Below are 24,698 nucleotides of genomic sequence, written 5' to 3'. Positions count from 1 at the left end.
CGCCGACGACCCGTCTTCGCCGAACGCGGCACTCTTGGCTCCGGCCCGTACGCCCCATGGGCCCCGTACGCGTCAACCGCAACATCCGTCGGGAATGCCCGAATTAGCGGAATCTTCACGCAACGTAGTGTCAAGCGGGCATCACTGCACGTGAGTTGAGTGCAAAGAATGCACACGGTGACTGAGATTTTTCACGTCAGGATTTGAACTGATCACAGGAGGGTCACTATGGTCGGGCCTCGAACCTCCGCTCGGGTGATCACTCATTGGGAGTGACGGCGGAGGGTCACCGCCCGCCGGCGTGTCGGTAGGCGGCTGAAGGAAGAAGGAGCTCGCCTTCGTGGCGTCCCACCGTCGACCCAAGCAGCCGAGCCGCACGCGTGTGACCGTGCTCACCACCGTCGCCGCGGCCGCCGTGGCCCTCAGCGCGCAGGCCGCCAACGCCGCGCCCAGTGCGAAGCCGAACAAGGACGAGGTCAAGTCCAAGGTCGACAAGCTCTACGAAGAGGCGGAGAAGGCCACCGAGAAGTACAACGGGGCCAAGGAGAAGCAGGAGAAGCTGGAGAAGCAGATCTCCACCCTCCAGGACACCGTCGCCCGGGGTCAGGAAGACCTCAACAAGCTGCGCGACGGGATCGGCTCGATGGCCAGCGCCCAGTACCGCACCGGCAGCATCGACCCGTCCGTCCAGCTGTTCCTTTCCTCGGACCCGGACGACTTCCTCGACAAGGCGTCCACCCTCAGCCAGCTGAGCGGTCAGCAGGTCGAGGCGCTGAAGAAGATCCAGGAGAAGCAGCGCGAGCTGGCCCAGGAGCGCAAGGAAGCCTCCGACAAGCTCAAGGATCTCGCGGCAACCCGCACCGAACTGGGCAAGAAGAAGAAGGAAGTCCAGTCCAAGCTCGCCGGGGCGCAGAAGCTTCTCAACAGCCTGACGGCGCAGGAGCGCGCGGCCATGAAGGCCGAGGAGGAGCGCGCCACCCGCGCCAGCGAGCGCACCGCGCTGAACAGCTCCACCGGCACCGCCCCGTCCGGCTCCAGCAAGCCCGCCTCCGGCCGCGCCGCCGCCGCGTTCGCCGCCGCCCAGACCAAGATCGGCTCGCCCTATGTCTGGGGTGCCACCGGTCCCTCCTCCTTCGACTGCTCGGGGCTGACCTCCTGGGCCTACGGGCAGGCCGGCGTCAAGATATCCCGCCAGTCGCAGGCGCAGGCCAACGACGGCACCCGCATCTACAGTGCCAGCCAACTCCAGGTCGGCGACCTGGTCATCTTCTACGGCGACCAGCACCACGTCGGCCTCTACGCGGGTAACGGCCAGGTGCTGCACGCCCCGCGTACCGGCACGGTCGTGCGCTACGAGTCGATCGGCAACATGCCGTTCCAGTTCGGCGTCCGCATCTGACGTCCCGTTCAACTTCCCGCGCCACCGCGCCCGATCGGGCGAATTCCAGCGACTCCCGCTGACCCCGCGCCCCGCCCATGACCTGCGTCAGTGGCGGGGCGTCGGATTGTGTACCCACCGGATGGCCTTTGGTCTCTGAGTGATCACCCGGCTACTGTCTGCCGCGTTTCCCCGCCGTGTGGCGGGGTGAGTCAGCGGAAGGGAGTGCGACCGGTCGTGGGGTCCCATCGCCGTCTTGCAGCCTCCGGCCCGGGCCGGGGTCGTGGCGCCACAGCAGCCGTTCTGTCCGCGGCGGCGGTTGCCGCGGCCTTCGGTGTCGTACCGGCGGACGCCGTGCCGCGCGACAATGCCCGGGCCACGGTGGACCGGCTGTACCGGGAGGCCGAGCGGGCCACCGAGGCGTACAACAAGGCCGAGGAACGGTCCGGTTCGCTGCGGCGTCAGGTCGGCCACGCGCAGGATCGCATCGCCCGGCAGCAGGGCCGCGTCAACGCCCTGCGGGACGCGCTCGGTGCGCTCGCCGGGGCCCAGTACCGTTCCGGGGGCCTGGACCCCACGCTCGCGCTGCTGTTCTCCGACAGCCCCGACGCCTACCTCGACCGGGCGGCCGCGCTCGACCGGATCGGCGTCCACCAGGCCCTACGGCTCAGGGAACTTCAGTCGGCCCTGCGTGAACTGGCCCAGGAGCGCACGGAGACGGCCGGGAAGCTCGCGGAGCTGGAGAAGAGCCGCAAGGCGGTCGCCCAGCACAAGAAGGCGGTTGAGCGGAAGCTCGCCGCGGCACGGCGGTTGCTCAACTCGATGCCGGTGACGCAGCGTGTCGCCTACGAGCGGGCGTCCCGCTCCGCCGGTGACGTGCCCGACCTGCGGGGCAGTGCCGTCGCGCCCGGTGGCCGTGCCGCTGCCGCCGTCTCCGCGGTCCGTACCGCGCTCGGTCGCCCGTATGTGTGGGGCGCCAACGGGCCGGGTGGGTTCGACTGCTCGGGCCTCATGCAGTGGGCGTACGCGCATGCCGGTATCGGGCTGCCGCGCACCTCGCAGCAGCAGCGTTACGCCGGACGCCAGGTGCCGCTCTCCGAGGCCCTGCCCGGTGACCTGGTCGTCTACCGCAACGATGCCAGCCATGTGGCGATGTACGTGGGTGGCGGCATGGTCATCCACGCGCCGCACCCGGGGGCCGCGGTGCGGTACGACCCGGTCGGGATGATGCCGGTCTCGTCGGTCACCAGGCCCTGAACCGGGGCCCGGTAGGGTGCCGAGCCGCCGCGTACCATCGGGACGTGGCTGGTCGTGGGCGGGTGCCGGGGGTCGTGGCGGGCTGTGTGCTGCTGCTCGCCGGACTCGTCGGCTGCGGCGGCCCGCCGGAGCCGGATACCCAGAAGGCCGCCGTGCAGCGGGTGCTCGACCTGCGGGCGGCGGCGGTCCTGGACGGTGACCGTTCCGCGTTCCGGGCGACCGGGGCACCGGCCTCGGACACCACCGGCCGACTCGCCGACGGCACCGACGAGTTCGACAACATCCGGGATGTGCCGCTGGCTGCCTGGTCCTACCACCTCACCGCCCTGCGTCGCACCGGCGACCGTGCCACCGCCGATGCCGAACTGCGCTACCGCATCAGGGGTTACGACCGGGTGCCCGTCACCGCCGCCCGCGCGCTGCGGCTGACCCGCGCCGGCGAACGCTGGTACGTCAGCTCCGACGAGCCCGCCCCCGGGGCCAACGAACAGTTGTGGGAGCAGGGCGCCGTCCGGGTCGTCCGCGGGGATCACAGTCTCGTCCTCGGGGTCGGGCAGTCGCGGGACCTGCTGCGGTCCCTCGCGCGCCTCGCGGACCGGGCGGTGCCCTCCGTCAGCAAGGCGTGGGGCAGCGATTGGCCGGGGCATGTCGTGGTCGTCGTACCCCGGACGCTGGAGGGGATGGCCGGCCTGCTCGGCGCGTCGGCGGCCGGGTACCGGGGGATCGCGGCGGTCACCACCGGCGAGGTGGGAGGGACGAGGAAGACGCCCGCGGACCGGATCGTCGTGAACCCGGACTCGTACGGCGCCCTCGGCGGCCTGGGTAAACAGGTCGTCCTGACGCACGAGACCACGCATGTCGCCACCCGCGCCCACACGACGGCGGCCACTCCCCTGTGGCTCTCCGAGGGGTACGCCGACTGGGTCGGCTACCGCGGCAGCGGTCGTACGCCCGCACAAGTGGCCCCGGAACTAGACCGTTTCGTCGCGCTGGGACACGTTCCGGCCGCGCTTCCCAAGGACGGGGACTTCGCCTTCGCCGGGGACGCGGGGAAGCTGGCGCGGGCGTACGAGGGCGGCTGGATGGCCTGCCGGATGATCGCGGACCGCTGGGGCGAGGTCCGGCTGAACGACTTCTACCGGGCGGTGGGCGACCACTCCGAGCGCGCGGGGGCGGTCGAGGACGCGCTGAAGAAGGTCCTCGGGACGACTCCGGAGGATTTCACACGGCAGTGGCGGGGCTATCTGACGGCGCAACTCGGCCAGGGCCGCTAGGGCCGCGACGGGGCAAACGTTGCCTGTCGTGGCACTGGTTCGGATCATGTTCGGGCGCGCTGGCCTGACCCGAGCGAAAGCCTGACGCGCCGCCTGTTCAGCCCTCCAGTCGCGCGATCGCCTCCTTCAGCCAGGTCTTCTCCGCCTCGCCCGTCGCCCGCGCGACGCGCAGCATGCCCTGTCGGAACAGGTCGCCGGCCGCCTCGGCCGGTACGGGTTCGCCGTCGCGGTAGAAGAAGCTCGCCGGTGTCTGCAGGAAGTCGAGCCGACGGCGCAGGACCGCGGCCTGCTCCGCCCGGTCCGGGAGGTGGCGCAGGAACGCGAGGACCGTGTTGAAGCGCACCTGGTCGGTGATCTCCGCCTGCTTGGGGTGCCGCAGCCGTTCCAGGAGATCCGCGTGGCCCTCCTCGGTGAGCGACAGGATGCGGCGCGGGGTGGCACCCGATCCCGGCTCGGTGCGCTGATCGAGCCTGCCCGCCCCCACCAGACGGCTGATCGCGGGGTACAGCGCGCCGTCGCTGACCGGGCGGACGTGGCCGGTCAGGGCCTTGATCCGCTCCTTCAGCTCGTAGCCGTGCAGTGGTCCCTCCGCGAGGAAGCCCAGGATCGACAGTTCCAGCACTGGCAGGCCTCCTTGTTGCGGACGTCGTGCCCGCATGGTACCTCTTTCCGAGTTACCTCGAATCGAGGTAACTCGATTCGAGGTATGGAGCCCCGTCGTGAACGCCCATCGCCGGCAGCTGATCGCGCTCGCTCACCCCGTCTACCTCTCACTGCTCGCCTCGGTGGCGGCCGGAGTCATCAACACGGTCTGGGTCTCCCGGCTCGGCGGCCCGGCCGTGGCCGCGGTCGCCGTCGCCACCAACACCGAGAACGTGTTGCTGGGCGTCGCCCTGGTCTTCGCCTCCGGCACGACCGTCCTGGTCGCCCGGGCCCGCGGCGCCGGTGACGCGGACGGCGTTCGGGCGGCCGTGCGCGGCGGCTGGGCGCTGTGCGCGGTGATCACGCCCGCCGTCGCGGTCGGCGGCTTCCTGCTGCGGGAGCCCCTGGCCCGGCTTGTCCTGGGTGGGGCAGGGCCCGCGCTGCCCCTGGCCGTCGGCTACTTCGCGATCTCGCTGCCCGGCATCGCGGTCTTCTTCGCCCAGCAACTCGTCGACGGCATCCTCAAGGGCACCGGTGACACCCGTACCCCGATGCGCCTGGCGCTGTTGGCCAACGGGCTGATCCTGGTCTGCGACCCGCTGCTGGTCCATGCGTATGGCGTCCGGGGCGCCGCCGTCTCGACGGTGCTGTGCCGCTGCGTCGCCCTGGTGGCGGGACTGCTCGCCCTGCGCCGCGGCGTCCCGCCGCGTACCGAGCCGGGTGTCCGGCCGGCGGAGGGCACCGGAGCCGCTCTGCGCCGCACTCTGGCCACCGGCCTGCCGATGTCCGCCGACTTCACCGTGCGACAGGCCGGAGCGCTGGTCCTGGTCGCGATCGTGGCCCGGCTCGGGGTGACGGCCGTGGCCGCGTACGCCATCGCCTACAAGGTGATGTACATCGCGACCATGGCCTTCTACGCGGTGCGGCAGGCCGCGTCCATCCACACCGCGCACACCCTGGGCGCGGGCAGTGACGAGCGGCGGGCCATCGGGCGCCAGGCCGTGCTCGTGTCGGGCACGGTGGGGCTGGCCGCGGCGGTGCTGCTCGGCACCTTCGCGCCGTGGATCATGCATGCCTTCGGCGCCGGGCCCGCGGTCGCGCACGCCGGGGTGCTCTTCCTGCGCTGCATCGGCCCCTACCTGCTGCTGATGTCCTGCTTCATCGCGCTCGGCGGGGTGTTCGAGGGCAGCGGAGGCGCGCCCCTGCTGCTGCGCGTGACGCTGCTCGGCACGGCGGTGCAACTGCCGCTCGCGTACGCGCTGTCAGGGCTCGGACTGGCCGGGATCTGTCTGGCGTTCGCGCTCTCCATGGCGCTGCAGTGCGGCGCTCTGCTCCTGCTCGCGCCGTCAGGACGGCGTCAGACTCTCCTGAGTGCGGGTGGCCTGAGGCGGCACGGTCGGGGTCGGCTGCGAGACGGTTCCGCGCCACAGCCTTCGGGCGGCGGTCAGCGCGGCGGCCACCAGCAGGCCGTTGCGCACGAAGAGGAGGGTGACCCCGAGTCCGTCACTGGCGATGACGTTCGCGAAGTACACCGGGAACTCCAGAACGGTGGCGAGGCAGGCGGCCACGACCAGTCCGGCGGGCAGTGCCATCAGGCTGCCGCGGAAACAAAGGCAGACCGCCGCGAGCCCGACCAGCCAGACCATGTACTGCGGGCTGATCACCCGGCTGGTGACCGTGAACATCAGCACGGCCACGAAGGCCGCGTCCGCGACCGCCTGCGGCGTCATGTGTCGGACGTTCAACCGCCACAGCAGCAGCCAGCCGAAGGCGATCACGCTCAGGAACAGGGCCGCCGAGCTGACCCAGCCGACGTAGGGGCCGAGGAACTCCACCGAGCCGTAGTTGAGCATCACCCGGCCCTCCCAGCCGAAGTGGCGGGCCACATGGAAGACCAGCGAGCCCAGTGACTCGACCTCCGTGCCACGGTCGCGCTGAAAGGTCAGGAAGGAGAAGGCGCCGGGCATCGTCAGCGCGAAGAGCAGGGCGAGTCCGCCCACCGTCGCCGCGGCGGAGAGCCAGGCCCTCCGCCGCGCCACACCCGCCAGCAGCAGCGCCGGCCACACCTTCAGCAACGCGCCGAAGCCCACCAGCGCCCCCATCACGCGGGGATGACGTGCTCCGGCCAGCAGTGCCGCGACCGCCACCGCCGTCACCATCACGTCGTAGCGTGCGTACACGATCGGGCCGAGCAACGCCACGCCGACCGTCCACACCCAGGCGCCGCGCAGCGTCCTGCCGGGACGCAGCCCCGCGAACTGGAGCAGACAGAAGACCGCCAGATCGGCGAGGAAGGCGAGGCCGTAGAAGGCCTGCGCGTAGTCCTGGAAGGGCAGTAGCGCGGGGGAGAGGATCGCGAGTGCCGCGGCGGGCGGGTACTGCCAGGTGACATCGTCGAGCGGGAAGGATCCGGTGCGCAGGGTCTCGTACCAGCCGTGGTAGATCACGGAGACGTCGCTGGTGACGTCCGGGCCGGGAAAGACCCACACCTTGAAGACGAACAACAGCAGGGTCAGTCTGGTCACGCCCCAGGTGGCGAGCAGCCAGACCGGAAATCGCCGTGTGCTCGAAATGTCCACCTGAGCCCCTGTTCCAGCACGTCTCGTGTGTTCTGTCGTGAGGGGCCATGATCCCCTGTCGGACTGTGCGAGGGCTACGAAGCGCGGCCGTGGGAAGCCATGAGTACGGTGGCACACCGCGTTCGGTACTGTCGACGGCAATGCACAAGACCCTGATCGTGACCAACGACTTTCCGCCGCGCCCTGGCGGCATCCAGGCGTTCCTGCACAACATGGCGCTGCGCCTGGACCCGGAACGACTGGTCGTGTACGCCTCCACGTGGAGACGGAGCCGGGAGGGCCAGGAGGCGACGGCCGCCTTCGACGCCGAGCAGCCCTTCACCGTCGTACGGGACCGTACGACGATGCTGCTGCCGACGCCCGGTGTGACCCGGCGTGCCGTGGGGCTGCTGCGGGAGCACGGCTGTTCGTCGGTGTGGTTCGGGGCGGCGGCGCCGCTCGGCCTGATGGCGCCGGCGCTACGGCGGGCGGGCGCCGAACGACTGGTGGCGACCACCCACGGCCATGAGGCGGGATGGGCTCAACTGCCCGCTGCGCGCGGCCTGTTGCGCAGGATCGGCGAGTCGACCGACACGATCACCTATCTGGGCGAGTACACCCGCTCGCGCATCGCCTCCGCGCTGACGCCGCAGGCGGCCGGGCGGATGGTGCAGCTGCCGCCGGGTGTCGACGAGAAGACGTTCCACCCGGACTCGGGCGGTGACGAGGTCCGTGCCCGCCTGGGGCTCACCGACCGTCCCGTGGTGGTCTGCGTGTCCCGCCTGGTCCCGCGCAAGGGCCAGGACACGCTGATCCGCGCGATGCCCCGGGTCCTGGGCAAGGAGCCGGACGCCGTCCTGCTGATCGTCGGGGGCGGGCCGTACGAGAAGGAGCTGCGCAGGCTCGCGCGCGAGACCGGGGTCGCCGACGCGGTCCACTTCACGGGCGCCGTCCCCTGGGCGGAGTTGCCCGCGCACTACGGGGCGGGTGACGTCTTCGCGATGCCCTGCCGCACCCGCCGGGGCGGACTGGATGTCGAGGGCCTCGGCATCGTGTACCTGGAGGCGTCCGCGACGGGCCTCCCGGTGGTCGCCGGTGACTCGGGTGGCGCGCCCGACGCGGTGCTCGACGGAGAGACCGGCTGGGTGGTCCGGGGCGGCTCTTTCGAGGACGCCGCGGACCGTATCGTCACCCTGCTCGGCGACCCCGAGCTGCGCCGCCGGATGGGGGAGCGGGGTCGGCAGTGGGTCGAGGAGAGATGGCGCTGGGACTTGCTCGCGGAGAAGCTGAAGGACCTTCTCTGAAGCCACGGCTGCCAGGAGCGGCTCAGTGGGGGAGTTGCTGCAAGGTCCAGCCGTTGCCGTCCAGGTCGGTGAAAGCCGCGTAGGAGACGGTCGGCTTGCCCGGTGCGCCCATGTCCTGCACCTCGGCGACCTCGACTCCGTTTCCGACCAACTCGGCCCGCGCGGCGTGGATGTCGTCAACGACGAGGTGCAGGCCCTGGACCGAGCCCGGGGGAGTGCTGACGATGCCGACGCCGATGGAGATCGAGCAGGCGGACCCCGGCGGAGTCAGCTGGACGACGCGGAACGCCTCGTTCGGGCTGAAGTCGAGGTCGACCTTGAAACCGAGCCGGTCGGTATAGAAGGCCTTGGCGCGGTCGACGTCGGCGACCGGGAGCGGGATCAGTTCAAGGCGGTAGTCCACGGCGGCGGTTCCCTTCGCGAGGCTTGGTGGTCAGTCTTCACCGAGACATCGAGTGGCGCAGGCCGGAATCGACAGTGGGGGCGAACGCTTCTCGGAACACCGCGAAGTTCCCTTGATCGGCGGAACGGTCCGCGACCGCGATGGACGGCGCGCTCGACGCGTGCCCGTCCTCGGCCTTCCACTCCTGCTCCGGGAACGTCAACCAAGGCTGATGCGCCGTCACCCCAACAGCTGCAGGCTCACTTTATTCGAGTCCCTGGGGCCTGTCCGGAGTTTCCCGCATGCGCCGCGACGAGACAGGGGGCTGTCCCTGTCGGGGCGCGGGACTGTGGACGGGCGTGAGACCACAGGCGGCGCGCTGCTGCTCGGTGACGCGGATCCGCCGAGGACACCGCGTCACGACAGCAGGCTGAACGGCCCGCTACTTCCGGTAGAGGGCTTCGATCTCCGCCGCGAAGTCCTTCGCCACCACACTGCGCTTGAGCTTCAGGGAGGGCGTGATGTGGCCCGACTCCTCGGTGAACTGGGCGGGGAGGATGCGGAACTTCCGCACCGACTCCGCCTTCGACACCGCGGCGTTGCCGTCGTCGACCGCCTCCTGGACCGCCGCGAGCAGATCCGGGTCCTCGCACAGCGACGCCGCGGTGGAGCCCGCCGGCTTGCCGTGCTCGGCCACCCAGCGGCCCAGGAACTCCTCGTCGAGGGTGATCAGCGCGCCCACGAAGGGCCGCTTGTCGCCGACCACCATGCACTCCTGGACCAGCGCGTGCGCCCGGATGCGGTCCTCGATCACGGCCGGGGCGACGTTCTTGCCGCCCGCGGTGACGATGATCTCCTTCTTGCGGCCGGTGATCCTCAGGTAGCCGTCCTCGTCGAGGGTGCCGACATCGCCCGTGTGGAACCAGCCGTCGGCCAGCGCCTCCGCGGTCGCGGCCTCGTTGTTCCAGTACTCCTTGAACACGTGCTCGCCGTGCAGCAGGACCTCACCGTCGTCCGCGATGCGGATCACGGAACCCGGCAGCGGCTGGCCGACCGTACCGATCTTCTGCCGGTCCCAGGGGTTGAACGCGGTGGCCGCACAGGACTCGGTCAGACCGTAGCCCTCCAGGACCGTGAAGCCGATGCCGCGGAAGAAGTGGCCCAGGCGCTCGCCCAGCGGGGCGCCGCCGGAGATGGCGTACTCGCCACGGCCGCCCAGCACCGCGCGCAGCTTGCCGTAGACGAGCTTGTCGAACACCTTGTGCTTGATCTTCAGGCCGAGGGACGGGCCGGACGGGGTGTCCAGCGCGCGGCTGTACGCGATCGCCGTGTCCGCCGCCCTGTCGAAGATCTTGCCCTTGCCGTCCGCCTGCGCCTTGGCGCGCGCCGCGTTGTAGACCTTCTCGAAGACGCGCGGCACACCGAGGATCAACGTCGGCCGGAACGAGGCGAGTTCGTCCGTGAGGTGCTTGATGTCCGGGACGCAGCCCAGCCTGATCGGCGCCATCATCGGCGCGACCTGCACCAGCCGCCCGAAGACGTGCGCGAGCGGGAGGAAGAGGAGGACGGAGCACTCGCCCGTACGGAAGAGGGGGCGCAGCCGCTCCACGACGTTGCCGCACTCGGCGAAGAAGTTGCGGTGGGTGAGCACACAGCCCTTGGGGCGCCCGGTGGTCCCGCTGGTGTACACGATGGTGGCCGGATCGTCGGCCTTCGCGAGCGAGCTGCGCTCCTCGACCGTCTCGTCGCTGACGTCCTGGCCGGCGCCTTCCAGCTCCTCCACGCCCCCGGCCTCGATCTGCCAGACGTGCTTGAGGGCGGGCAGCCGGTCGCGCACCGACTCGACGGTCGCCGCGTGCGTGTCCAGCTCCACGATGCAGGCGGTCGCGCCCGAGTCGCCGAGGATCCACTGCACCTGCTCGGGCGAACTGGTCTCGTACACCGGGACGGTGATCGCGCCTGCGCTCCAGATCGCGAAGTCGAGCAGCGTCCACTCGTAACGGGTCCGGGACATCAGGCCCACGCGGTCGCCCGGCTGCACACCGGAGGCGATGAGTCCCTTGGCGGCGGCCCGCACCTCGGTGAGGAAGGCGGTGGCGGTGACGTCCTGCCAGGCGCCGCCCACCTTACGGGCGATGACGGCGACGTCGGGGTGCTGCGCGGCGTTTCTGCGGACGATGTCGGCCAGGTTTCCGTCCGTGGGAACCTCGTACAAGGCCGGAAGGCTGAACTCGCGCAAGACTGCTGCTCCTCATAGGGCGCCGACGCCGTGACTCTGTGTGCTGCGACGGTGCGGTCCAAGGTTCGTACTCGTGCTCAGGGTTTCTCCGGAAGCCATTGGCCCTGCGCATGACTGGACTGCCCGGACGTTACCCCTCGGTAGGCCCCTTACGACAGGGGGTCCCGGCGAGATGTTCCGCGTGTCACATGTGTGGGCGTTCCTTCGCGCACAGTAGTCCACCCCCTTCCTGACGAGCCAGTACGCGCACGTCAGGCCGTCCCTGTTCACGGTCGCCGCACACCCCTACGCTTGATCGTTATGGCATCCACACCGGGCGGTGACCCGCGCAGGCGCGTTCATGTGGTCAGCGATGTACACGGCAATGTGCGGGACCTGGTCAGAGCGGGCGACGGGGCGGACGCCCTGATCTGCCTGGGTGACCTCGTCCTCTTCCTCGACTACGCCGACCACTCGCGCGGGATCTTCCCGGACCTGTTCGGGCGCGAGAACACCGCCCGTCTGGTGGAGTTGCGCACCGCCCGCCGCTTCGAGGAGGCGCGGGCGTTCGGTGCCGGGCTGTGGGCCGGTGCGGGCATGGACCGCGCCGCGGTGATCGAGGAGGCGGTCCGCCGGCAGTACGCCGAGTTGTTCGGCGCGTTCCCCACACCGACGTACGCCACCTACGGCAATGTCGACATGCCGGGGCTGTGGCCCGAGTACGCCGGACCCGGGACGAGGGTCCTCGACGGCGAGCGGGTGGAGATCGGCGGCTGGACGTTCGGCTTCGTCGGCGGGGGCCTGCGCATGCCCGTGCTCCCCCAAGCTCTCAACTTTGTTCGAGCAGGGGGGACCCGCATCCCGTACGAGATCAGCGACGAGGAGTACGCGGCGAAGATCGAGGCAGTGGGGGAGGTGGACGTGCTGTGCACACACATCCCGCCCGAGGTGCCGGAGCTGGTGTACGACACGGTGGCGCGCCGCTTCGAACGCGGCAGCCGGGCTCTGCTCGACGCGATCCGCCGTACCAAGCCGAGGTACTCCCTGTTCGGTCACGTCCACCAGCCGCTGGTGCGGCGGATGCGGATCGGCGCGACGGAGTGCGTGAACGTGGGGCACTTCGCGGGCAGCGGGAGGCCATGGGCGCTGGAGTGGTGAGCGGCCGGGGACCCCGGGGCGCCGGAGTGCGGAGCCGCCACGACCTCGGACCGACAGGCCGGTGACCGAACCGCAGGTGGGGTGGTAGCTGCGCGGTGCGTGCGCGGTAGCCTTCACGCTGCACACACGTGCGCACGTGCGCACGTGCGCACTCCCCTCCCTCACCGGACCGCATCTGGAGGAGCCACGGCGATGGCGGAACACACCAGCTCGAGCATCACGATCGAGGCGGCTCCGGCCGATGTCATGCGGGTGATCGCCGACTTCGCGCGCTACCCCGACTGGACGGGCGAGGTGAAGGAGGCGGAGGTACTCGCGACGGACGCGCAGGGCCGCGCCGAGCAGGTGCACCTGGTCATGGACGCGGGAGCGATCAAGGACGACCAGACGTTGGCGTACACGTGGACGGGCGACAGCGAGGTCTCGTGGACGCTCGTCAAGTCCCAGATGCTCCGTTCCCTGGACGGCTCCTACCTCCTGAAGCCGGCGGGCTCGGGCGCGACCGAGGTGACCTACCGGCTGACGGTCGACGTCAAGATCCCCATGCTCGGCATGATCAAGCGCAAGGCGGAGAAGGTCATCATCGACCGGGCGCTGGCAGGGCTGAAGAAGAGGGTGGAGTCGGGGGAGGAGTAGGGCCACGGGGCCACGTCCTCGTCAGCCCCACGGCACGGCGCGGGTACCGTTCACCGTCATGCGCACCATCCTGATCACCGGCCCCGGCGGCTCCGGCCGTACCACCGTCGCCGCGGCCACCGCGCTGCAGGCCGCCCGCCACGGCACCCGCACCGTCGTGCTCAGCGGCGACCGCACGGACACCCTCGGTGCCGTACTCGGCGTGTCCACCGGGGCCTCCCCGGTCGAGGCGGCCCCCGGTCTCACGGCCTGGCGGCCGGACGCCGCCGCCCGCTTCCGCGAGGACCTCGTCGCCTTCCAGGAGCGTGCTGTCGGCGTGCTCGACCTCCTCGGTGCCGTCCCGCTGGACGCCGAGGAGGTCACCCCCCTCCCCGGTGCCGACGAACTCGCCCTCCTGCGCGCCCTGCGCGACGCCGCGCTGTCGGAGTCGTACGACCTTCTCGTCGTCGACCTGCCACCCGCCCCCCAGGCGCTCGCCCTCCTTGCCCTTCCCGAGGAGCTCCGCCGCTACCTGCGCCGTCTGCTCCCGCCGGAGCGGCAGGCCGCCCGTGCCCTGCGCCCCGTCCTCGGGCGGCTCGCCGGCGTCCCGATGCCCGCCGACCGGCTGTACGAGACCGCCGCCCGCTGGGACCTCGACCTGGCCGCCGTGGAAGCCGTCCTCGCCGACCGTGCCACGACCGCATGGCTGGTCGCCGAGCCGGGTCCGGCCGGCACCGACACCGTCCGGGCCGCCGTCACCGGGCTCGCCCTGCGGGCTCTGCGCACCGAGACCCTCATCGCCAACCGAGTCCTGCCCGACGATGCCCACGACACCTGGCTCGCGGCCGTCGCCGCCCAACAGCGCAAGGCACTGGCGGAGTGGCAGGGCGCCCACGACGTTCACCGCATCCCGCACCTCGGCGGCGACCCGCGCGGGGCCGACGACCTCGCCCGGCTCGCGGCGCCCGCTGTCAACCCGGCGCCCGCCCCGGTCGAGTGGCCTGTCACGGACCTCCCCCACTCTCGGCTCCGCTCGAGCGGGGGGACCCCATCCCCCGAGGACGGTGTGCTCGTGTGGAACATCCCGCTGCCCGGCGCGATACGCGAGGAACTGGACCTGGTCCGGCGCGGGGACGAACTCGTCGTGACCGCGGGAGCCTTCCGCCGGATCGTCCCGCTCCCGTCGGCCCTGCGGCGCTGCACGGTGGCCGGCGCGGCCCTGCGCGGCGGCGAGCTGAGCGTCCGTTTCGCGCCGGATCCGCAGCTGTGGCCGCGCGGGCTGTGACGTAGCCTCTCGTCCGGATCATGCCGGGTCGCGGGCCCTGGTGCCGCGCCACGCCGCGTAGTCGCCGGTTGGTGGGCTCCGTCCTGCCGCCCTCCTGCGCGATCCACCGCACCAGTAATCAGTCCCCCTGACCCGGCCTGATCCAGCGCGCGGCACCGGGGAACCGCCTGGCACACGGTGAAGCGCGTACCTCCGTTCGGGTAACGTCGGGGGTACGAACCGCAGTCAGGAGTCCGTCATGAGCGAAGAGCGCCCCTGGACCGACGCCGCTCAGCAGGAAGCCGCCGACGACGTGCGCGTGACCGACGCCGACGCCTGGTCGAAGGCGTGCGCCGAGGACCTCGACGCGGAGAAGGCCCGCCGCCGCGCCGAGTACGGCCCGCCGCCCGGATCGGCCGCCGAGGAGCTGCGCAGGCTCCTCGACACCGTCGCGGACAAGCTGTCCGGCCTGCAGAGCCCACTGCTCGGCGCCGCCGCCTCGGGCACCGCCCAGCAGATGGTCCACCAGGCTGTACAGCAGGCCAAGGCCGCCGTGGAACCGGTCATCGAGCGCAACCCGGATGTCTTCGGCCACCTCGCCGCGGCTGGTTCGGAGCTGCTCGCGGCCTACCGTTCCGCCATCGAGGCCCAGGAGAGGCGCTGGGCGAGCCGCGCGTCCAGCGACTGGAACCCCGACCGGAAGAACGGGGAGCAGGGCCCCGGGGAGCACATCGACCTGGACTAGACCAGAACGTGTGGATCGGGGCCAGAGGGCCGCACGAACGGCCCGGCACCGCAGGTCCCCTCGGGTACGGTGGGCCGTAGCGGGGCTCTCTCGACTCGACCCGAAACCAAGGGATTCGTGACTCCGCTCCCCCGCCTCTGGGAGGGGGCTTTCCAACCCGAGGGTTGCGGTCCAGCCCGAACCGACTCCCTTGCGGGACGAGCACAACCTACCCCCGGGATTCGATTCCCCCACCGGCTGGAGCCGGTGGTTCCCTCGAAAGAAGGACTGATGGGACTCACCATCGGCGTCGACATCGGCGGCACGAAGATCGCGGCCGGTGTGGTCGACGAGGAAGGCAACATCCTCTCGATCCACAAGGTGCCGACTCCGGGCACGCCCGAGGGCATCGTGGACGCCATCGCCGCTGCCGTCGAGGGTGCCCGTGCCGGGCACGAGATCGTCGGCGTGGGTATCGGGGCGGCCGGCTATGTCAACCGTCAGCGGTCGACGGTCTACTTCGCGCCGAACATCGACTGGCGCCAGGAGCCGCTGAAGGAGAAGGTCGAGGCCCGCGTGGGCCTCCCGGTGGTCGTCGAGAACGACGCCAACGCGGCCGCGTGGGGCGAGTACAAGTTCGGTGCAGGCAAGGGCCACCGCAACGTCATCTGCATCACGCTGGGCACCGGTCTCGGTGGCGGGATCATCATCGGGAACAAGCTCCGCCGCGGCCACTTCGGCGTGGCGGCCGAGTTCGGCCACATCCGGATGGTCCCGGACGGCCTGCTGTGCGGCTGCGGCTCGCAGGGCTGCTGGGAGCAGTACGCGTCGGGGCGGGCCCTGGTCCGCTACGCCAGGCAGCGCGCCCACGCCACCCCGGAGAACGCGGAGTTCCTGCTCTCGCTCGGCGACGGCACCCCCGAGGGCATCGAGGGCAAGCACATCTCCATGGCAGCCCGTCAGGGTGATCCGGTCGCCGTCGACTCCTACCGCGAACTGGCCCGCTGGGCCGGCGCCGGCCTCGCCGACCTGGCCTCGCTCTTCGACCCCTCCGCCTTCATCGTCGGCGGCGGCCTCTCGGACGAGGGTGAGTTGGTCCTCGACCCGATCCGCAAGTCGTACAAGCGCTGGCTCGTCGGCGGCGACTGGCGCCCGGTCGCGGATGTCATCGCCGCCCGACTGGGCAACAAGGCCGGTCTGGTCGGCGCGGCCGACCTGGCCAGGGAGCCCGACCCGATCATGTAGCGGACGACATGGCAGTGCCCTCGCCCCGGTGCGGCGGATTCCGGGGCGTCGATGTACACGGGGGCGGGGCGTGGGGTCGGCGCCAGAGCCGGTGTCACGCGTCGGAGCGTCGTATCTTGATCGGTATGGTGACGACCACGCTGCCCAACTCCCGTACCGAGGCCGACGGTTCGGCCGTCATCCGGGTCCTCAGCTACAACATCCGCTCGATGCGCGACGACACCGACGCGCTCGCCCGGGTGATCGGCGCCTGCGCGCCGGACCTGGTACTCGTCCAGGAGGCTCCCCGTTTCTTCCGTTGGCGGAAGAAGCTCGCCCGGCTCGCGGCGGCCTCCGGCCTGGTGAACCTTTCCGGTGGCGCCACGGCCGCGGGACCGGCCCTGCTGTGCTCGCTCCGCGCCACGGTCGAGCGCACCGAGGACGTGCTGCTGCCGCTCACCCCCGGGCTGCACCGGCGCGGCTTCGCGACCGCGGTCGTACGGTTCGGGGCCGCCCGGCTCGGCGTCGTCAGTTGTCATCTCTCGCTCCGGGACGACGAGCGGTTCGAGCAGGGCGGCATGCTCCTCGACCGGCTCGCCGGCATGGGAGTGGAGCATGCCGTCGTGGGCGGCGACCTCAACGAACGCCCGGACGGACCCACCTTCCGACGGCTGGCCGCGCACCTTCAGGACGCCTGGGCCGACGCCCCCTGGGGCGCCGAGTACACCTGGACGCCGTCCGACCCGTACCAGCGGATCGACGCGATCTTCGCCACCAAGGGCATCGAGGTCCTCGGCTGCGGGGTCCCGCTCGGCCATCCGGGAGTGACGGAGAACGACCTGAGGGCGGCCACGGACCACTTTCCGGTCCTGGCCGCCCTCAAAGTCCCGTCTGCGTAGGACTCAGACCACCGCGCCCCGCCCCGGATCGTCGTCGTCCTCGTCGCTGGTCTTCATGCGCGTCACCAGCGTCGCGAAGCCGCCCAGGAAGCCACCGACGCCGAGCAGGGTGAGCCACCAGGTCATCTCCCAGCCGAGCAACACCGCCACCAGGAGCAGCAGCGGACCGCCGATCACCGCGAGCCAGGCGAACTTCGCCGTCGTGTCGGCCGCGGGCAGCGGTGGCGGCTCCGGCGGTACGAAATGGCCCTCGTCGTCCTCGTCGAAATCGCTCTCGGAGGGCTCCGTAGGCGTGTAGTCCCGCGGGCCGACACCGGGTGCGAAGGAGACCGAGCTGCCCAGGGGCTTCGCCGGCTCGTCCTTCTTGCCGTTCGGCTCCGGCTCGAGGAGCGCCAGGTCCTCGACCGACTTGAACGGCTTCGCGCCGGGCGGGTCCGGCGGCTCCTCGCCGTACCCCGCTACGATCGCCGCCCAGACGGCTTCCTCGTCGACGGGAACGCCCTTCTCGTCCGGCTCGCGGTCCTCGCGGTCGGAGTCGTGCTCAGCCACTTGTGGCCGTCCCTTCCTTGCCGGCAACAGGCGCGAGCCGGCTGATGAACGCATAGCTCTCGTCGAAGATCCGGTCCGCGTCGTGGTCCAACGTCGCCACGTGGTAGCTCCGTTCCAGCAGGATCTCCGTGACGTCCATCGACGACACCCGGCTCAGGACACGGGCCGAGTCGGCCGGCGGCACCACGTGGTCCTGGGAGCTGTGCAGCAGCAGCAGCGGCTGGGTGACCTGCGGCAGGTCGCCGTCGACCAGCCGGAAGAACTGCCGCAGGGAGTGTGCCGCGTGCAAAGGGACCCGGCGGTACCCGACCTCCTGGCTGTCCTCCTTCGCGATGTCGCTGACGATCCCCTTCGTCGCACTGACGAAATGGCGTGCCACCGGGAGAGCGCGGGCCGCGAGGCCGTGCACCTTGTTGCCCGGGTTGACGACGACGAGGCCGCTCACCGCTTCCCCGTGCTTGGCGGCGAGCCGCAGAGCCAGCGAACCGCCCATGGAGAGACCGAAGACGAACACCTGCGTGCAGCGGTCGTGCAGGGCTCGCAGTTCGCGGTCCACCTCCGCGTACCAGTCCTGCCAGCCGGTGATCTGCATGTCCTCCCAGCGTGTTCCGTGCCCGGGCAGCAGCGGCAGCGAGACGGTCAGACCGCGCTCGGCGAGATACTCCGCCCAGGGGCGCAGAGACTGGGGGGAGCCGGTGAAGCCATGGCAGAGGAGGACGCCGACCTCCCCGCCCTCATGGCGGTACGGCTCGGCTCCAGGGAGGACCGGCACGTTCGGTCTCCTGTTCATGAAAGGGCTGGGCACGTGGATTGCAGACACTTCACCGTACGCGACGGCACCGACACCGACCAGGGTCGTCGGTCTCATTACCTATGGGCCGCGTTAAGGTCTGTTCGACAGATACAGGAGGCAGTCGGTTGTTGTACGGCGCGATGAAGGTAACCATCGGAGGGTCTCTGAAGCTTGCCTTCAGGCCCTGGGTGGAAGGCCTCGAGAACATTCCCGCCGAGGGCCCCGCGATATTGGCGAGCAATCACCTGTCCTTCTCGGACTCGCTCTTCCTGCCCGCGGTCCTCCCCCGCAAGGTGACCTTCATTGCGAAGGCCGAGTACTTCACGACGCCTGGTGTGAAGGGTCGGATGAAGGCCGCCTTCTTCAAGGGCGCAGGTCAGCTCCCCGTGGACCGTTCCGGAGCCCGCGGCGCCGGCGAGGCCGCCATCAAGAGCGGCATCGAGGTGGTGGAGCGCGGCGAGCTGTTCGGTATCTACCCGGAGGGCACCCGTTCGCCCGACGGCCGCCTCTACCGGGGCAAGCCCGGCGGTCTGGCGCGCGTCGCGCTCGCCACCGGCGCGCCCGTGATCCCGGTCGCCATGATCGACACGGAGAAGATCCAGCCGCCGGGGAAGGTCGTGCCCAAGCTGATGCGCCCGGGCATCCGTATCGGCAAGCCGCTGGACTTCACCCGTTACCAGGGCATGGAGCACGACCGGTTCGTGCTGCGCGCGCTGACCGACCAGGTCATGTACGAGATCATGAGGCTCTCCGGCCAGGAGTACGTCGACATCTACGCGACCGTCGCCAAGCGGCAGATCGCGGAGGCCGCGAAGGCGGAGAAGCAGGCGCAGAAGGACGCGGTGAAGGCGGCGGAGAAGGAATCCGCGGACTCGTAGCGACGCGGTCGGTGCGGCTCGGGGTGGGGGGACATGGCCAAGCGCGAGCGGGTCGTCAGGATGTCGGTCGAGCAGCCGCTGTGGCGTGCGCTCACCGCGTACCGCGTCCTGACGATGCTGTACGCGATCGGGCTCTTCTCGACCGCCTACGGGAAGTTCGCCCGGCCCTGGCTGGCCGTCGCGTACTACGTGGTGCTGTGCCTGTGGACCCTCGCCACTCTTCCCAAGGTGGCGGGCGCGGCGAACTGCACCAAGCCGTTCCTGGCCGTCGACCTCGCCGTCGCGCTCCTCGGCATCCTCATCACGCCGCTCGCCGACACGCATGAGCGGGTCCTTGCGGGCGGCCCCACCCTGCCGTCCGTATGGACCGCCGGTTCCGTCCTCGCGTTCGCGGTCAGGGGCGGCTGGCGCTGGGCGGCCTTCGCCTCCACGGCGGTCGCCGTGGCGAACCTGATCGAGCGGGGCAATCCGGCCCGCGACACCGTCCACAACGTGCTCCTCGTCTGGATCGCCTCCATCGCGATCGGCTATGTCGTCGAGGTCGCCCGCGCCTCCGAGCGCACCCTCGCCCGCGCCCTGGAGATCGAGGCCGCGACCCGGGAGCGGGAGCGGCTGGCCCGGGACATCCATGACGGCGTGCTCCAGGTGCTCGCCATGGTGCAGCGGCGCGCCTCCGCGCTCGGCGGCGAGGCCGCGGAACTGGGCCGGCTGGCCGGTGAGCAGGAGGTCGCGCTGCGCACCCTGGTCTCGGACGGCCTGGTGCCCCCCTCCCGGGTGTCGGAGGACGCGTCGCTCGGCGCGGTCGTCCGCACGGTCGAGGAGCCGGATCCAGCGGAGGGTCCGGTGGACCTGCGCTCCCTGCTCGCCCCGTACGCCAGTGCCCGGGTGACGCTCTCCGGGCCCGGCTCCCCGGTGCTGTTCGCCCCGGCCGCCGCGCGGGAACTGGCCGCCGCCGTCGGTGCCGCTCTGGACAATGTGCGCAGGCACGCGGGGGAAGGGGCCCGCGCCTGGCTCCTGGTCGAGGACGAGCCGGACGGGATCCTCGTGACCGTACGGGACGACGGGCCCGGTATCCCGGAGGGACGGCTCGCCGAGGCCGAGGGCGAGGGACGGCTGGGAGTGGCCCAGTCCATCCGCGGCAGGCTGCGCGACATCGGCGGCTCGGCCGAGTTCTTCTCGATCCCGGGCCAGGGCACGGAAGTGGAACTGAAGGTACCGAAGAACGTGAAGGACCCGAGGGCTTCACGGGGGAAGGCGGAGAAACGATGACCGGAGCGAAGCCGGCCATGGGCCCCGGCGGCCGCGAGGACGGCGAAGGGGCGGTGACGGAGGACGGCACCGCCGCTCGGCAGGCCCCGATCAAAGTCATGGTGGTCGACGACCACCCCATGTGGCGCGACGCCGTCGCCCGCGACCTGACCGAGTCCGGCTTCGAGGTGGTCGCCACCGCGAGCGACGGCGAGCAGGCGGTGCGCCGCGCCCGGGCCGCCGGGCCCGATGTGCTCGTCCTGGATCTGAACCTGCCGGCGAAGCCCGGCGTCCAGGTCTGCAAGGAACTCGCCGGCGGCGACCCGGCGCTGCGGGTCCTGGTGCTGTCGGCGAGCGGCGAGCACACGGATGTGCTGGAGGCGGTGAAGTCCGGCGCTACGGGCTATCTGCTGAAGTCGGCCTCCACGGAGGAACTGATCGACGCGGTGCGCCGTACGGCGGTCGGCGACCCGGTGTTCACTCCCGGCCTCGCGGGACTGGTGCTCGGCGAGTACCGCCGCCTCGCCTCCGAACCGGCCCCCGCCGCGGACGCCGACGAGCCCAGCGCGCCGCGGCTGACCGACCGCGAGACCGAGGTGCTGCGGCTGGTCGCCAAGGGCCTGAGCTACAAGCAGATCGCCGAGCGCCTGGTCATCTCGCACCGCACCGTGCAGAACCACGTCCAGAACACCCTGGGCAAACTCCACCTGCACAACCGGGTGGAACTGGTGCGCTACGCGATAGAGCGGGGGCTGGACGAAGGGTGAGCCGGGGCGGGCGCGCGTCGGGAGCGACCCGCGGGGCGGGCGTACGCCGGGGGTGAATCTCGAACCCGTGCACCCCTTCCCCACCTTCGAGTGAAGTCCGACTCGCCCCGCCTGGCCAACTACCCCACAATTCGCCGGAATTGACCTTCCCTGTCCTGCCGGAGTGACGTGGGTCACCATTAGCGTGACTCGCATCAGGCAACTCTGGCGAAGGGACATTTCCATGCGGGTCGGAGTACTGACCGGGGGCGGCGACTGCCCCGGGCTCAACGCCGTCATCCGGGGCATCGTCCGCAAGGGCACGCAGGAGTACGGCTACGACTTCGTCGGCTTCCGGGACGGCTGGCGCGGACCCCTCGAAGGCGACACCGTCCGGCTCGACATCCCCGCCGTGCGCGGCATCCTGCCGCGCGGTGGCACCATCCTCGGCTCCTCGCGCACCAATCCGCTGAAGCAGGAGAACGGTATCCGCCGCATCAGGGAGAACCTCGCCAAGCAGGAGATCGACGCGCTCGTCGCGATCGGCGGCGAGGACACGCTCGGGGTCGCGGCGCGACTGGCCGACGCGTACGGGGTGCATGTCGTCGGCGTGCCGAAGACCATCGACAACGACTTGTCCGCCACGGACTACACCTTCGGCTTCGACACCGCCGTCAACATCGCGACCGAGGCGATCGACCGACTGCACACCACGGCCGAGTCGCACATGCGGGTGCTGGTGGTCGAGGTGATGGGCCGCCACGCGGGCTGGATCGCGATCCACTCGGGGCTGGCCGGTGGGGCGAACGTCATCCTCATCCCCGAGCAGCGCTTCGACGTCGACCAGGTGTGCGCCTGGGTGACATCCCGGTTCAAGGCGTCGTACGCGCCGATCGTGGTCGTGGCCGAGGGAGCGATGCCGAAGGACGGCCAGATGGTCCTGAAGGACGAGTCGCTGGACTCCTTCGGGCACGTCCGTCTCTCGGGCGTCGGCGAATGGCTGGCCACACAGATCGAGAGGCGTACGGGCAAGGAGGCCCGTACGACCGTGCTGGGGCACGTCCAGCGCGGCGGTACACCCAGCGCCTTCGACCGCTGGCTCGCCACCCGCTTCGGCCTCCACGCCATCGAGGCGGTCCGTGACGGAGACTTCGGCACGATGGTCGCCCTGCGCGGCACGGACATCGTGCGCGTCCCGCTCTCTCAGGCCACTGCCAAGCTGAAGACGGTCGACCCGAAGCTGTACGACGAGGTCGGCGTCTTCTTCGGCTGACGCCGGTGCCCGCGGGCGCCGGGCCCGCCCCACGGCCTGCCCGGCGCCGCCTTCCGCCCTGCCGAAGAAGGCCCTACCCGGTCCGCCGCCGCCCCGAGAAAGCCCTCGCCCCCACGGCGGCCGACCGGTCCAGCAGCTCCCGTACGATCGCGGCGCCCCTCACCGACAGCACCGACTCCGGGTGGAACTGGACGCCCGCGAACCCGGGCCCGCGCAGCGCGTGCACCTCCCCGTTGCCGTCCCGGCTGACCTCGACCTCGTGCGCGGCCAGTTCGGCCGCCGCCTCGTCGTCGCAGCGCGCCACGAAGCTGTTGTAGAAGCCGACGGTCTCCCGTCGCCCGAACAGGTCGATTTCCGTCTGCGCGCCTTGGTACGGCACTTCCTTGCGGACGATCTCCAGGCCCAGCTCGGCCGCGATCAGCTCGTGGCCCAGGCAGACGCCCAGCACCCCGTGCCGCTGTCCCCGGACGACGTCCGCCGTCAGTTGCCGCAGGAACCGCATCTTGGGGTCGCCCACATCCGACGGATCACCCGGTCCCGGGCCGAGAACCACCGGACCCTCATGCGCGAGGACCGCCTCCCGCAGCCCGGGCTCGTCATACCGCCGCACGGTCACCTCGAGACCCGACGACGTGAGGACGTGCGCGAGCATCGCGGTGAACGTGTCCTCGCCGTCGACGACGAAGGCGTGTCCCGTGAGGTCCGAGGCCCGCTCCTGCATCCGCAGCCAGAACGGCGCGAGCCGGGCCCGGCGCCCGTCGAGCGCCGCCCGCACCCGGGGGTCGTCCGCCAGCCGTGGCCGTGCCCGCTCCGCACGCGGCCGCGCCGGACGCACCCCCAGCGCGGCCAGCACCCCGGCCGCCTTGGCGTGGGTCTCCGCGACCTCGCCCGCCGGGTTCGACCCCCGGACGAGAGTCGCACCGACCGGCACCCGCAGCCGCCCCTGCGCGCCGATGTCCGCGGTGCGGATGAGGATGGGGGAGTCGAGGGTCTGCGCGCCATTGGCATCCCGCCGGAGCAGCGCGAGCGCGCCCGCGTAGTAGCCGCGGCCCCCGCCCTCGTGCCGTTCGATCACCCGGCAGGCGTTCTGCACCGGCGAACCGGTCACCGTCGCCGCGAACATCGTCTCCTTGAGCACTTCGCGCACGTCGAGGGTGGACTTCCCACGCAGCTCGTACTCCGTGTGGGCGAGGTGGGCCATCTCCTTCACCCGCGGTCCGACGACTACCCCGCCCATGTCGCCGACCGCGCACATCATCTTGAGTTCCTCGTCGACGACCATCGACAACTCCTCGATCTCCTTGCCGTCGGCGAGGAAAGCGAGCAGATCCTCGGACGTAGGACCGCCGTCGGGATAGCGGTAGGTGCCGCTGATCGGGTTCATCACGACGGTTTCTCCCGACATCCGCACATGCACCTCGGGACTGGCCCCCACCAGGGTGCGGTCCCCCGTGTGCACGACGAAGGTCCAGTACGCGCCCCGCTCACCGACCAGCAGCCGCCGGAAGAGCGCGAGGGCGTCGGCCCGGCCGAACCCCGGGATCCGCCCCTCGTACGTCCGCCGGATCACGAAGTTCGCGCCCTCGCCCCGCCCGATCTCCTCCTCCAGCACCCGCCCGACGATCCGCGCGTACTCCTCGTCGGTGACGTCGAAGCCACCCGCCTCGACCCGGACGCCGTGCCGCGGAAGCTGTGTCAGGGCCTGCTCCAGAGGGACCTCCCAGGACTCCTGCGGCCTCAGTGCCACCAGCGGTGTGCCGTCGTCGCGGACGTCGAAGCCACGCTCGCGGATCTGCCGGTACGGGACGAGGGCGAGACACTCCTCCGGCAACTCGGCGAGACGCTCGTACGGGTCGACGGGACCGACCAGCACCTCGACGGTGTCGTGATCGCGCCCGGGTGTACGGCGGCGCAGCAGGGCGAACGGGCGGGGATCGTCGAGCAGGTCGAGCAGGTCCATGGGTGTGTTCCTTCTCAGCGGATCGTCTGCGGATCGTCTGCGGATCGTCTGCGGGAGAGGAACGGCCGGTCGCGGAAACACCGAAGGCCGCCCCTCGGGCGGCCTTCGCGAAGTCGTGGGTACGCGCAGTCAGTGGGCCGCCGGACGAGCGGTCCACCACCAGTTCTGGTTCGAGTGCGCGAACATGCGCCGCACCCTACCCCATGTCACGCCGTCGAACCCACGCATGCCCTGCCTATGATCACCGTCGGATTGGCATGTTCCGGACGGGATATGTGGCGGTGTTCACCTACTGGAAGGGTGCATGTGGCACTCATACGGAGATTCAGATCCCTGGCGGTCGTTACCACGACG

22 protein-coding genes and 1 pseudogene are annotated in these 24,698 nt (G+C 70.9%); 15 read left to right on the top strand and 8 right to left on the bottom strand.

Features of this window, described 5'->3' with window-relative positions; translation table 11 throughout:
• Nucleotides 1–340 precede the first annotated feature (340 nt).
• The 3 genes from ACWDEX_RS03490 to ACWDEX_RS03480 all read left to right on the top strand — a co-directional run bounded on the left by ACWDEX_RS03490 (nucleotide 341) and on the right by ACWDEX_RS03480 (nucleotide 3,909).
• Nucleotides 341–1,399: an NlpC/P60 family protein gene (locus ACWDEX_RS03490; RefSeq protein ID WP_450461475.1), complete on the top strand. Its 1,059-nt coding sequence runs from the start codon at nucleotides 341–343 to the stop codon at nucleotides 1,397–1,399.
• 216 nt (nucleotides 1,400–1,615) lie between these two features.
• Nucleotides 1,616–2,635: an NlpC/P60 family protein gene (locus tag ACWDEX_RS03485; RefSeq protein ID WP_450461474.1), complete on the top strand. Its 1,020-nt coding sequence runs from the start codon at nucleotides 1,616–1,618 to the stop codon at nucleotides 2,633–2,635.
• 44 nt (nucleotides 2,636–2,679) lie between these two features.
• The gene (locus tag ACWDEX_RS03480) at nucleotides 2,680–3,909 is read left to right on the top strand and encodes a hypothetical protein (RefSeq protein WP_450461472.1); all 1,230 of its coding nucleotides are present in this window, start codon (nucleotides 2,680–2,682) and stop codon (nucleotides 3,907–3,909) included.
• Nucleotides 3,910–4,006: 97 nt separating this feature from the next.
• Here ACWDEX_RS03480 and ACWDEX_RS03475 read toward each other — a convergent pair whose 3' ends face one another.
• Nucleotides 4,007–4,531: a helix-turn-helix transcriptional regulator gene (locus tag ACWDEX_RS03475; protein WP_450461471.1), complete on the bottom strand. Its 525-nt coding sequence runs from the start codon at nucleotides 4,529–4,531 to the stop codon at nucleotides 4,007–4,009.
• A 97-nt stretch (nucleotides 4,532–4,628) separates the two neighbouring features.
• Here ACWDEX_RS03475 and ACWDEX_RS03470 point away from each other — a divergent pair.
• Nucleotides 4,629–5,891: pseudogene (locus tag ACWDEX_RS03470) on the top strand (MATE family efflux transporter); the annotation flags it as partial.
• A 6-nt stretch (nucleotides 5,892–5,897) separates the two neighbouring features.
• On the opposite strand, the gene ACWDEX_RS03465 reads toward ACWDEX_RS03470, so the two are convergent.
• Nucleotides 5,898–7,130: a glycosyltransferase 87 family protein gene (locus ACWDEX_RS03465; RefSeq protein ID WP_450461470.1), complete on the bottom strand. Its 1,233-nt coding sequence runs from the start codon at nucleotides 7,128–7,130 to the stop codon at nucleotides 5,898–5,900.
• A 140-nt stretch (nucleotides 7,131–7,270) separates the two neighbouring features.
• Between ACWDEX_RS03465 and ACWDEX_RS03460 the strand changes: the two genes are divergently transcribed.
• Entirely contained in the window at nucleotides 7,271–8,413 is a 1,143-nt protein-coding gene (locus ACWDEX_RS03460) for a glycosyltransferase family 4 protein (protein ID WP_450461469.1), read from the top strand.
• A 22-nt stretch (nucleotides 8,414–8,435) separates the two neighbouring features.
• Here the strand turns inward: ACWDEX_RS03460 and ACWDEX_RS03455 are convergent, their stop codons facing one another.
• Nucleotides 8,436–8,816 (bottom strand): VOC family protein, encoded by a 381-nt coding sequence (locus ACWDEX_RS03455; RefSeq protein ID WP_450461468.1) that lies wholly within the window; start codon nucleotides 8,814–8,816, stop codon nucleotides 8,436–8,438.
• 421 nt (nucleotides 8,817–9,237) lie between these two features.
• Nucleotides 9,238–11,034, bottom strand: coding sequence for an AMP-dependent synthetase/ligase (locus tag ACWDEX_RS03450; protein WP_450461467.1), 1,797 nt, complete (start codon nucleotides 11,032–11,034; stop codon nucleotides 9,238–9,240).
• A gap of 300 nt (nucleotides 11,035–11,334) precedes the next feature.
• On the opposite strand from ACWDEX_RS03450, the gene ACWDEX_RS03445 reads away from it, so the two are divergent.
• The 6 genes from ACWDEX_RS03445 to ACWDEX_RS03420 all read left to right on the top strand — a co-directional run bounded on the left by ACWDEX_RS03445 (nucleotide 11,335) and on the right by ACWDEX_RS03420 (nucleotide 16,897).
• Complete coding sequence (locus tag ACWDEX_RS03445; protein WP_450461466.1) at nucleotides 11,335–12,171, top strand: metallophosphoesterase family protein; 837 nt, start codon at nucleotides 11,335–11,337, stop codon at nucleotides 12,169–12,171.
• A gap of 192 nt (nucleotides 12,172–12,363) precedes the next feature.
• Nucleotides 12,364–12,807, top strand: a complete 444-nt coding sequence (locus ACWDEX_RS03440) for an SRPBCC family protein (RefSeq protein WP_450461465.1) — start codon at nucleotides 12,364–12,366, stop codon at nucleotides 12,805–12,807.
• A 58-nt stretch (nucleotides 12,808–12,865) separates the two neighbouring features.
• Nucleotides 12,866–14,071, top strand: coding sequence for an ArsA family ATPase (locus ACWDEX_RS03435; protein ID WP_450461464.1), 1,206 nt, complete (start codon nucleotides 12,866–12,868; stop codon nucleotides 14,069–14,071).
• Between the two features lie 238 nt (nucleotides 14,072–14,309).
• Nucleotides 14,310–14,795, top strand: coding sequence for a DUF5304 domain-containing protein (locus tag ACWDEX_RS03430; RefSeq protein ID WP_450461463.1), 486 nt, complete (start codon nucleotides 14,310–14,312; stop codon nucleotides 14,793–14,795).
• Between the two features lie 270 nt (nucleotides 14,796–15,065).
• Nucleotides 15,066–16,019, top strand: coding sequence for an ROK family glucokinase (locus tag ACWDEX_RS03425; RefSeq protein WP_450461462.1), 954 nt, complete (start codon nucleotides 15,066–15,068; stop codon nucleotides 16,017–16,019).
• A gap of 125 nt (nucleotides 16,020–16,144) precedes the next feature.
• Complete coding sequence (locus ACWDEX_RS03420; RefSeq protein WP_450461461.1) at nucleotides 16,145–16,897, top strand: endonuclease/exonuclease/phosphatase family protein; 753 nt, start codon at nucleotides 16,145–16,147, stop codon at nucleotides 16,895–16,897.
• A 3-nt stretch (nucleotides 16,898–16,900) separates the two neighbouring features.
• On the opposite strand, the gene ACWDEX_RS03415 is transcribed toward ACWDEX_RS03420, so the two are convergent.
• Together ACWDEX_RS03415 and ACWDEX_RS03410 are read right to left on the bottom strand one after the other, a co-directional pair.
• Complete coding sequence (locus ACWDEX_RS03415) at nucleotides 16,901–17,446, bottom strand: hypothetical protein (RefSeq protein ID WP_450461460.1); 546 nt, start codon at nucleotides 17,444–17,446, stop codon at nucleotides 16,901–16,903.
• Nucleotides 17,439–18,218, bottom strand: coding sequence for an alpha/beta hydrolase (locus ACWDEX_RS03410; RefSeq protein ID WP_450461459.1), 780 nt, complete (start codon nucleotides 18,216–18,218; stop codon nucleotides 17,439–17,441). Before ACWDEX_RS03410 ends, ACWDEX_RS03415 begins: the two co-directional genes overlap by 8 nt.
• A gap of 149 nt (nucleotides 18,219–18,367) precedes the next feature.
• Between ACWDEX_RS03410 and ACWDEX_RS03405 the strand changes: the two genes are divergently transcribed.
• The 4 genes from ACWDEX_RS03405 (at nucleotide 18,368) to ACWDEX_RS03390 (ending at nucleotide 22,384) form a co-directional block, all read left to right on the top strand.
• Nucleotides 18,368–19,117, top strand: coding sequence for a lysophospholipid acyltransferase family protein (locus tag ACWDEX_RS03405; protein WP_450461458.1), 750 nt, complete (start codon nucleotides 18,368–18,370; stop codon nucleotides 19,115–19,117).
• A 33-nt stretch (nucleotides 19,118–19,150) separates the two neighbouring features.
• Nucleotides 19,151–20,386: a MacS family sensor histidine kinase gene (macS, locus tag ACWDEX_RS03400; RefSeq protein WP_450461457.1), complete on the top strand. Its 1,236-nt coding sequence runs from the start codon at nucleotides 19,151–19,153 to the stop codon at nucleotides 20,384–20,386.
• 98 nt (nucleotides 20,387–20,484) lie between these two features.
• Entirely contained in the window at nucleotides 20,485–21,132 is a 648-nt protein-coding gene (locus tag ACWDEX_RS03395) for a response regulator (RefSeq protein WP_450461648.1), read from the top strand.
• 223 nt (nucleotides 21,133–21,355) lie between these two features.
• Nucleotides 21,356–22,384 carry a 6-phosphofructokinase gene (locus ACWDEX_RS03390; protein ID WP_450461456.1) on the top strand — a complete coding sequence of 343 codons (1,029 nt, stop codon included), beginning with the start codon at nucleotides 21,356–21,358 and terminating at the stop codon, nucleotides 22,382–22,384.
• Nucleotides 22,385–22,457: 73 nt separating this feature from the next.
• On the opposite strand, the gene ACWDEX_RS03385 is transcribed toward ACWDEX_RS03390, so the two are convergent.
• Entirely contained in the window at nucleotides 22,458–24,344 is a 1,887-nt protein-coding gene (locus ACWDEX_RS03385; protein WP_450461455.1) for an anthranilate synthase family protein, read from the bottom strand.
• Nucleotides 24,345–24,473: 129 nt separating this feature from the next.
• Nucleotides 24,474–24,530: a trp operon leader peptide gene (locus ACWDEX_RS03380; RefSeq protein WP_079050971.1), complete on the bottom strand. Its 57-nt coding sequence runs from the start codon at nucleotides 24,528–24,530 to the stop codon at nucleotides 24,474–24,476.
• Between the last annotated feature and the right edge of the window lie 168 nt (nucleotides 24,531–24,698).

The sequence above is a fragment of the Streptomyces sp. NPDC001020 genome (genome assembly GCF_053599115.1).
This window is presented reverse-complemented; position numbering and strand designations above follow the sequence as displayed.

What these genes read in the sequence shown, in the direction of transcription:
- ACWDEX_RS03460 (WP_450461469.1), top strand. Translation starts at nt 7,271, where the DNA reads ATGCACAAGACCCTGATCGTGACCAACGACTTTCCGCCGCGCCCTGGC.
- ACWDEX_RS03385 (WP_450461455.1), bottom strand. Translation starts at nt 24,344, where the DNA reads ATGGACCTGCTCGACCTGCTCGACGATCCCCGCCCGTTCGCCCTGCTG.
- ACWDEX_RS03420 (WP_450461461.1), top strand. Translation starts at nt 16,145, where the DNA reads ATGGTGACGACCACGCTGCCCAACTCCCGTACCGAGGCCGACGGTTCG.
- ACWDEX_RS03395 (WP_450461648.1), top strand. Translation starts at nt 20,485, where the DNA reads ATGGTGGTCGACGACCACCCCATGTGGCGCGACGCCGTCGCCCGCGAC.
- ACWDEX_RS03435 (WP_450461464.1), top strand. Translation starts at nt 12,866, where the DNA reads ATGCGCACCATCCTGATCACCGGCCCCGGCGGCTCCGGCCGTACCACC.
- ACWDEX_RS03440 (WP_450461465.1), top strand. Translation starts at nt 12,364, where the DNA reads ATGGCGGAACACACCAGCTCGAGCATCACGATCGAGGCGGCTCCGGCC.
- macS (WP_450461457.1), top strand. Translation starts at nt 19,151, where the DNA reads ATGGCCAAGCGCGAGCGGGTCGTCAGGATGTCGGTCGAGCAGCCGCTG.
- ACWDEX_RS03430 (WP_450461463.1), top strand. Translation starts at nt 14,310, where the DNA reads ATGAGCGAAGAGCGCCCCTGGACCGACGCCGCTCAGCAGGAAGCCGCC.
- ACWDEX_RS03425 (WP_450461462.1), top strand. Translation starts at nt 15,066, where the DNA reads ATGGGACTCACCATCGGCGTCGACATCGGCGGCACGAAGATCGCGGCC.
- ACWDEX_RS03390 (WP_450461456.1), top strand. Translation starts at nt 21,356, where the DNA reads ATGCGGGTCGGAGTACTGACCGGGGGCGGCGACTGCCCCGGGCTCAAC.
- ACWDEX_RS03445 (WP_450461466.1), top strand. Translation starts at nt 11,335, where the DNA reads ATGGCATCCACACCGGGCGGTGACCCGCGCAGGCGCGTTCATGTGGTC.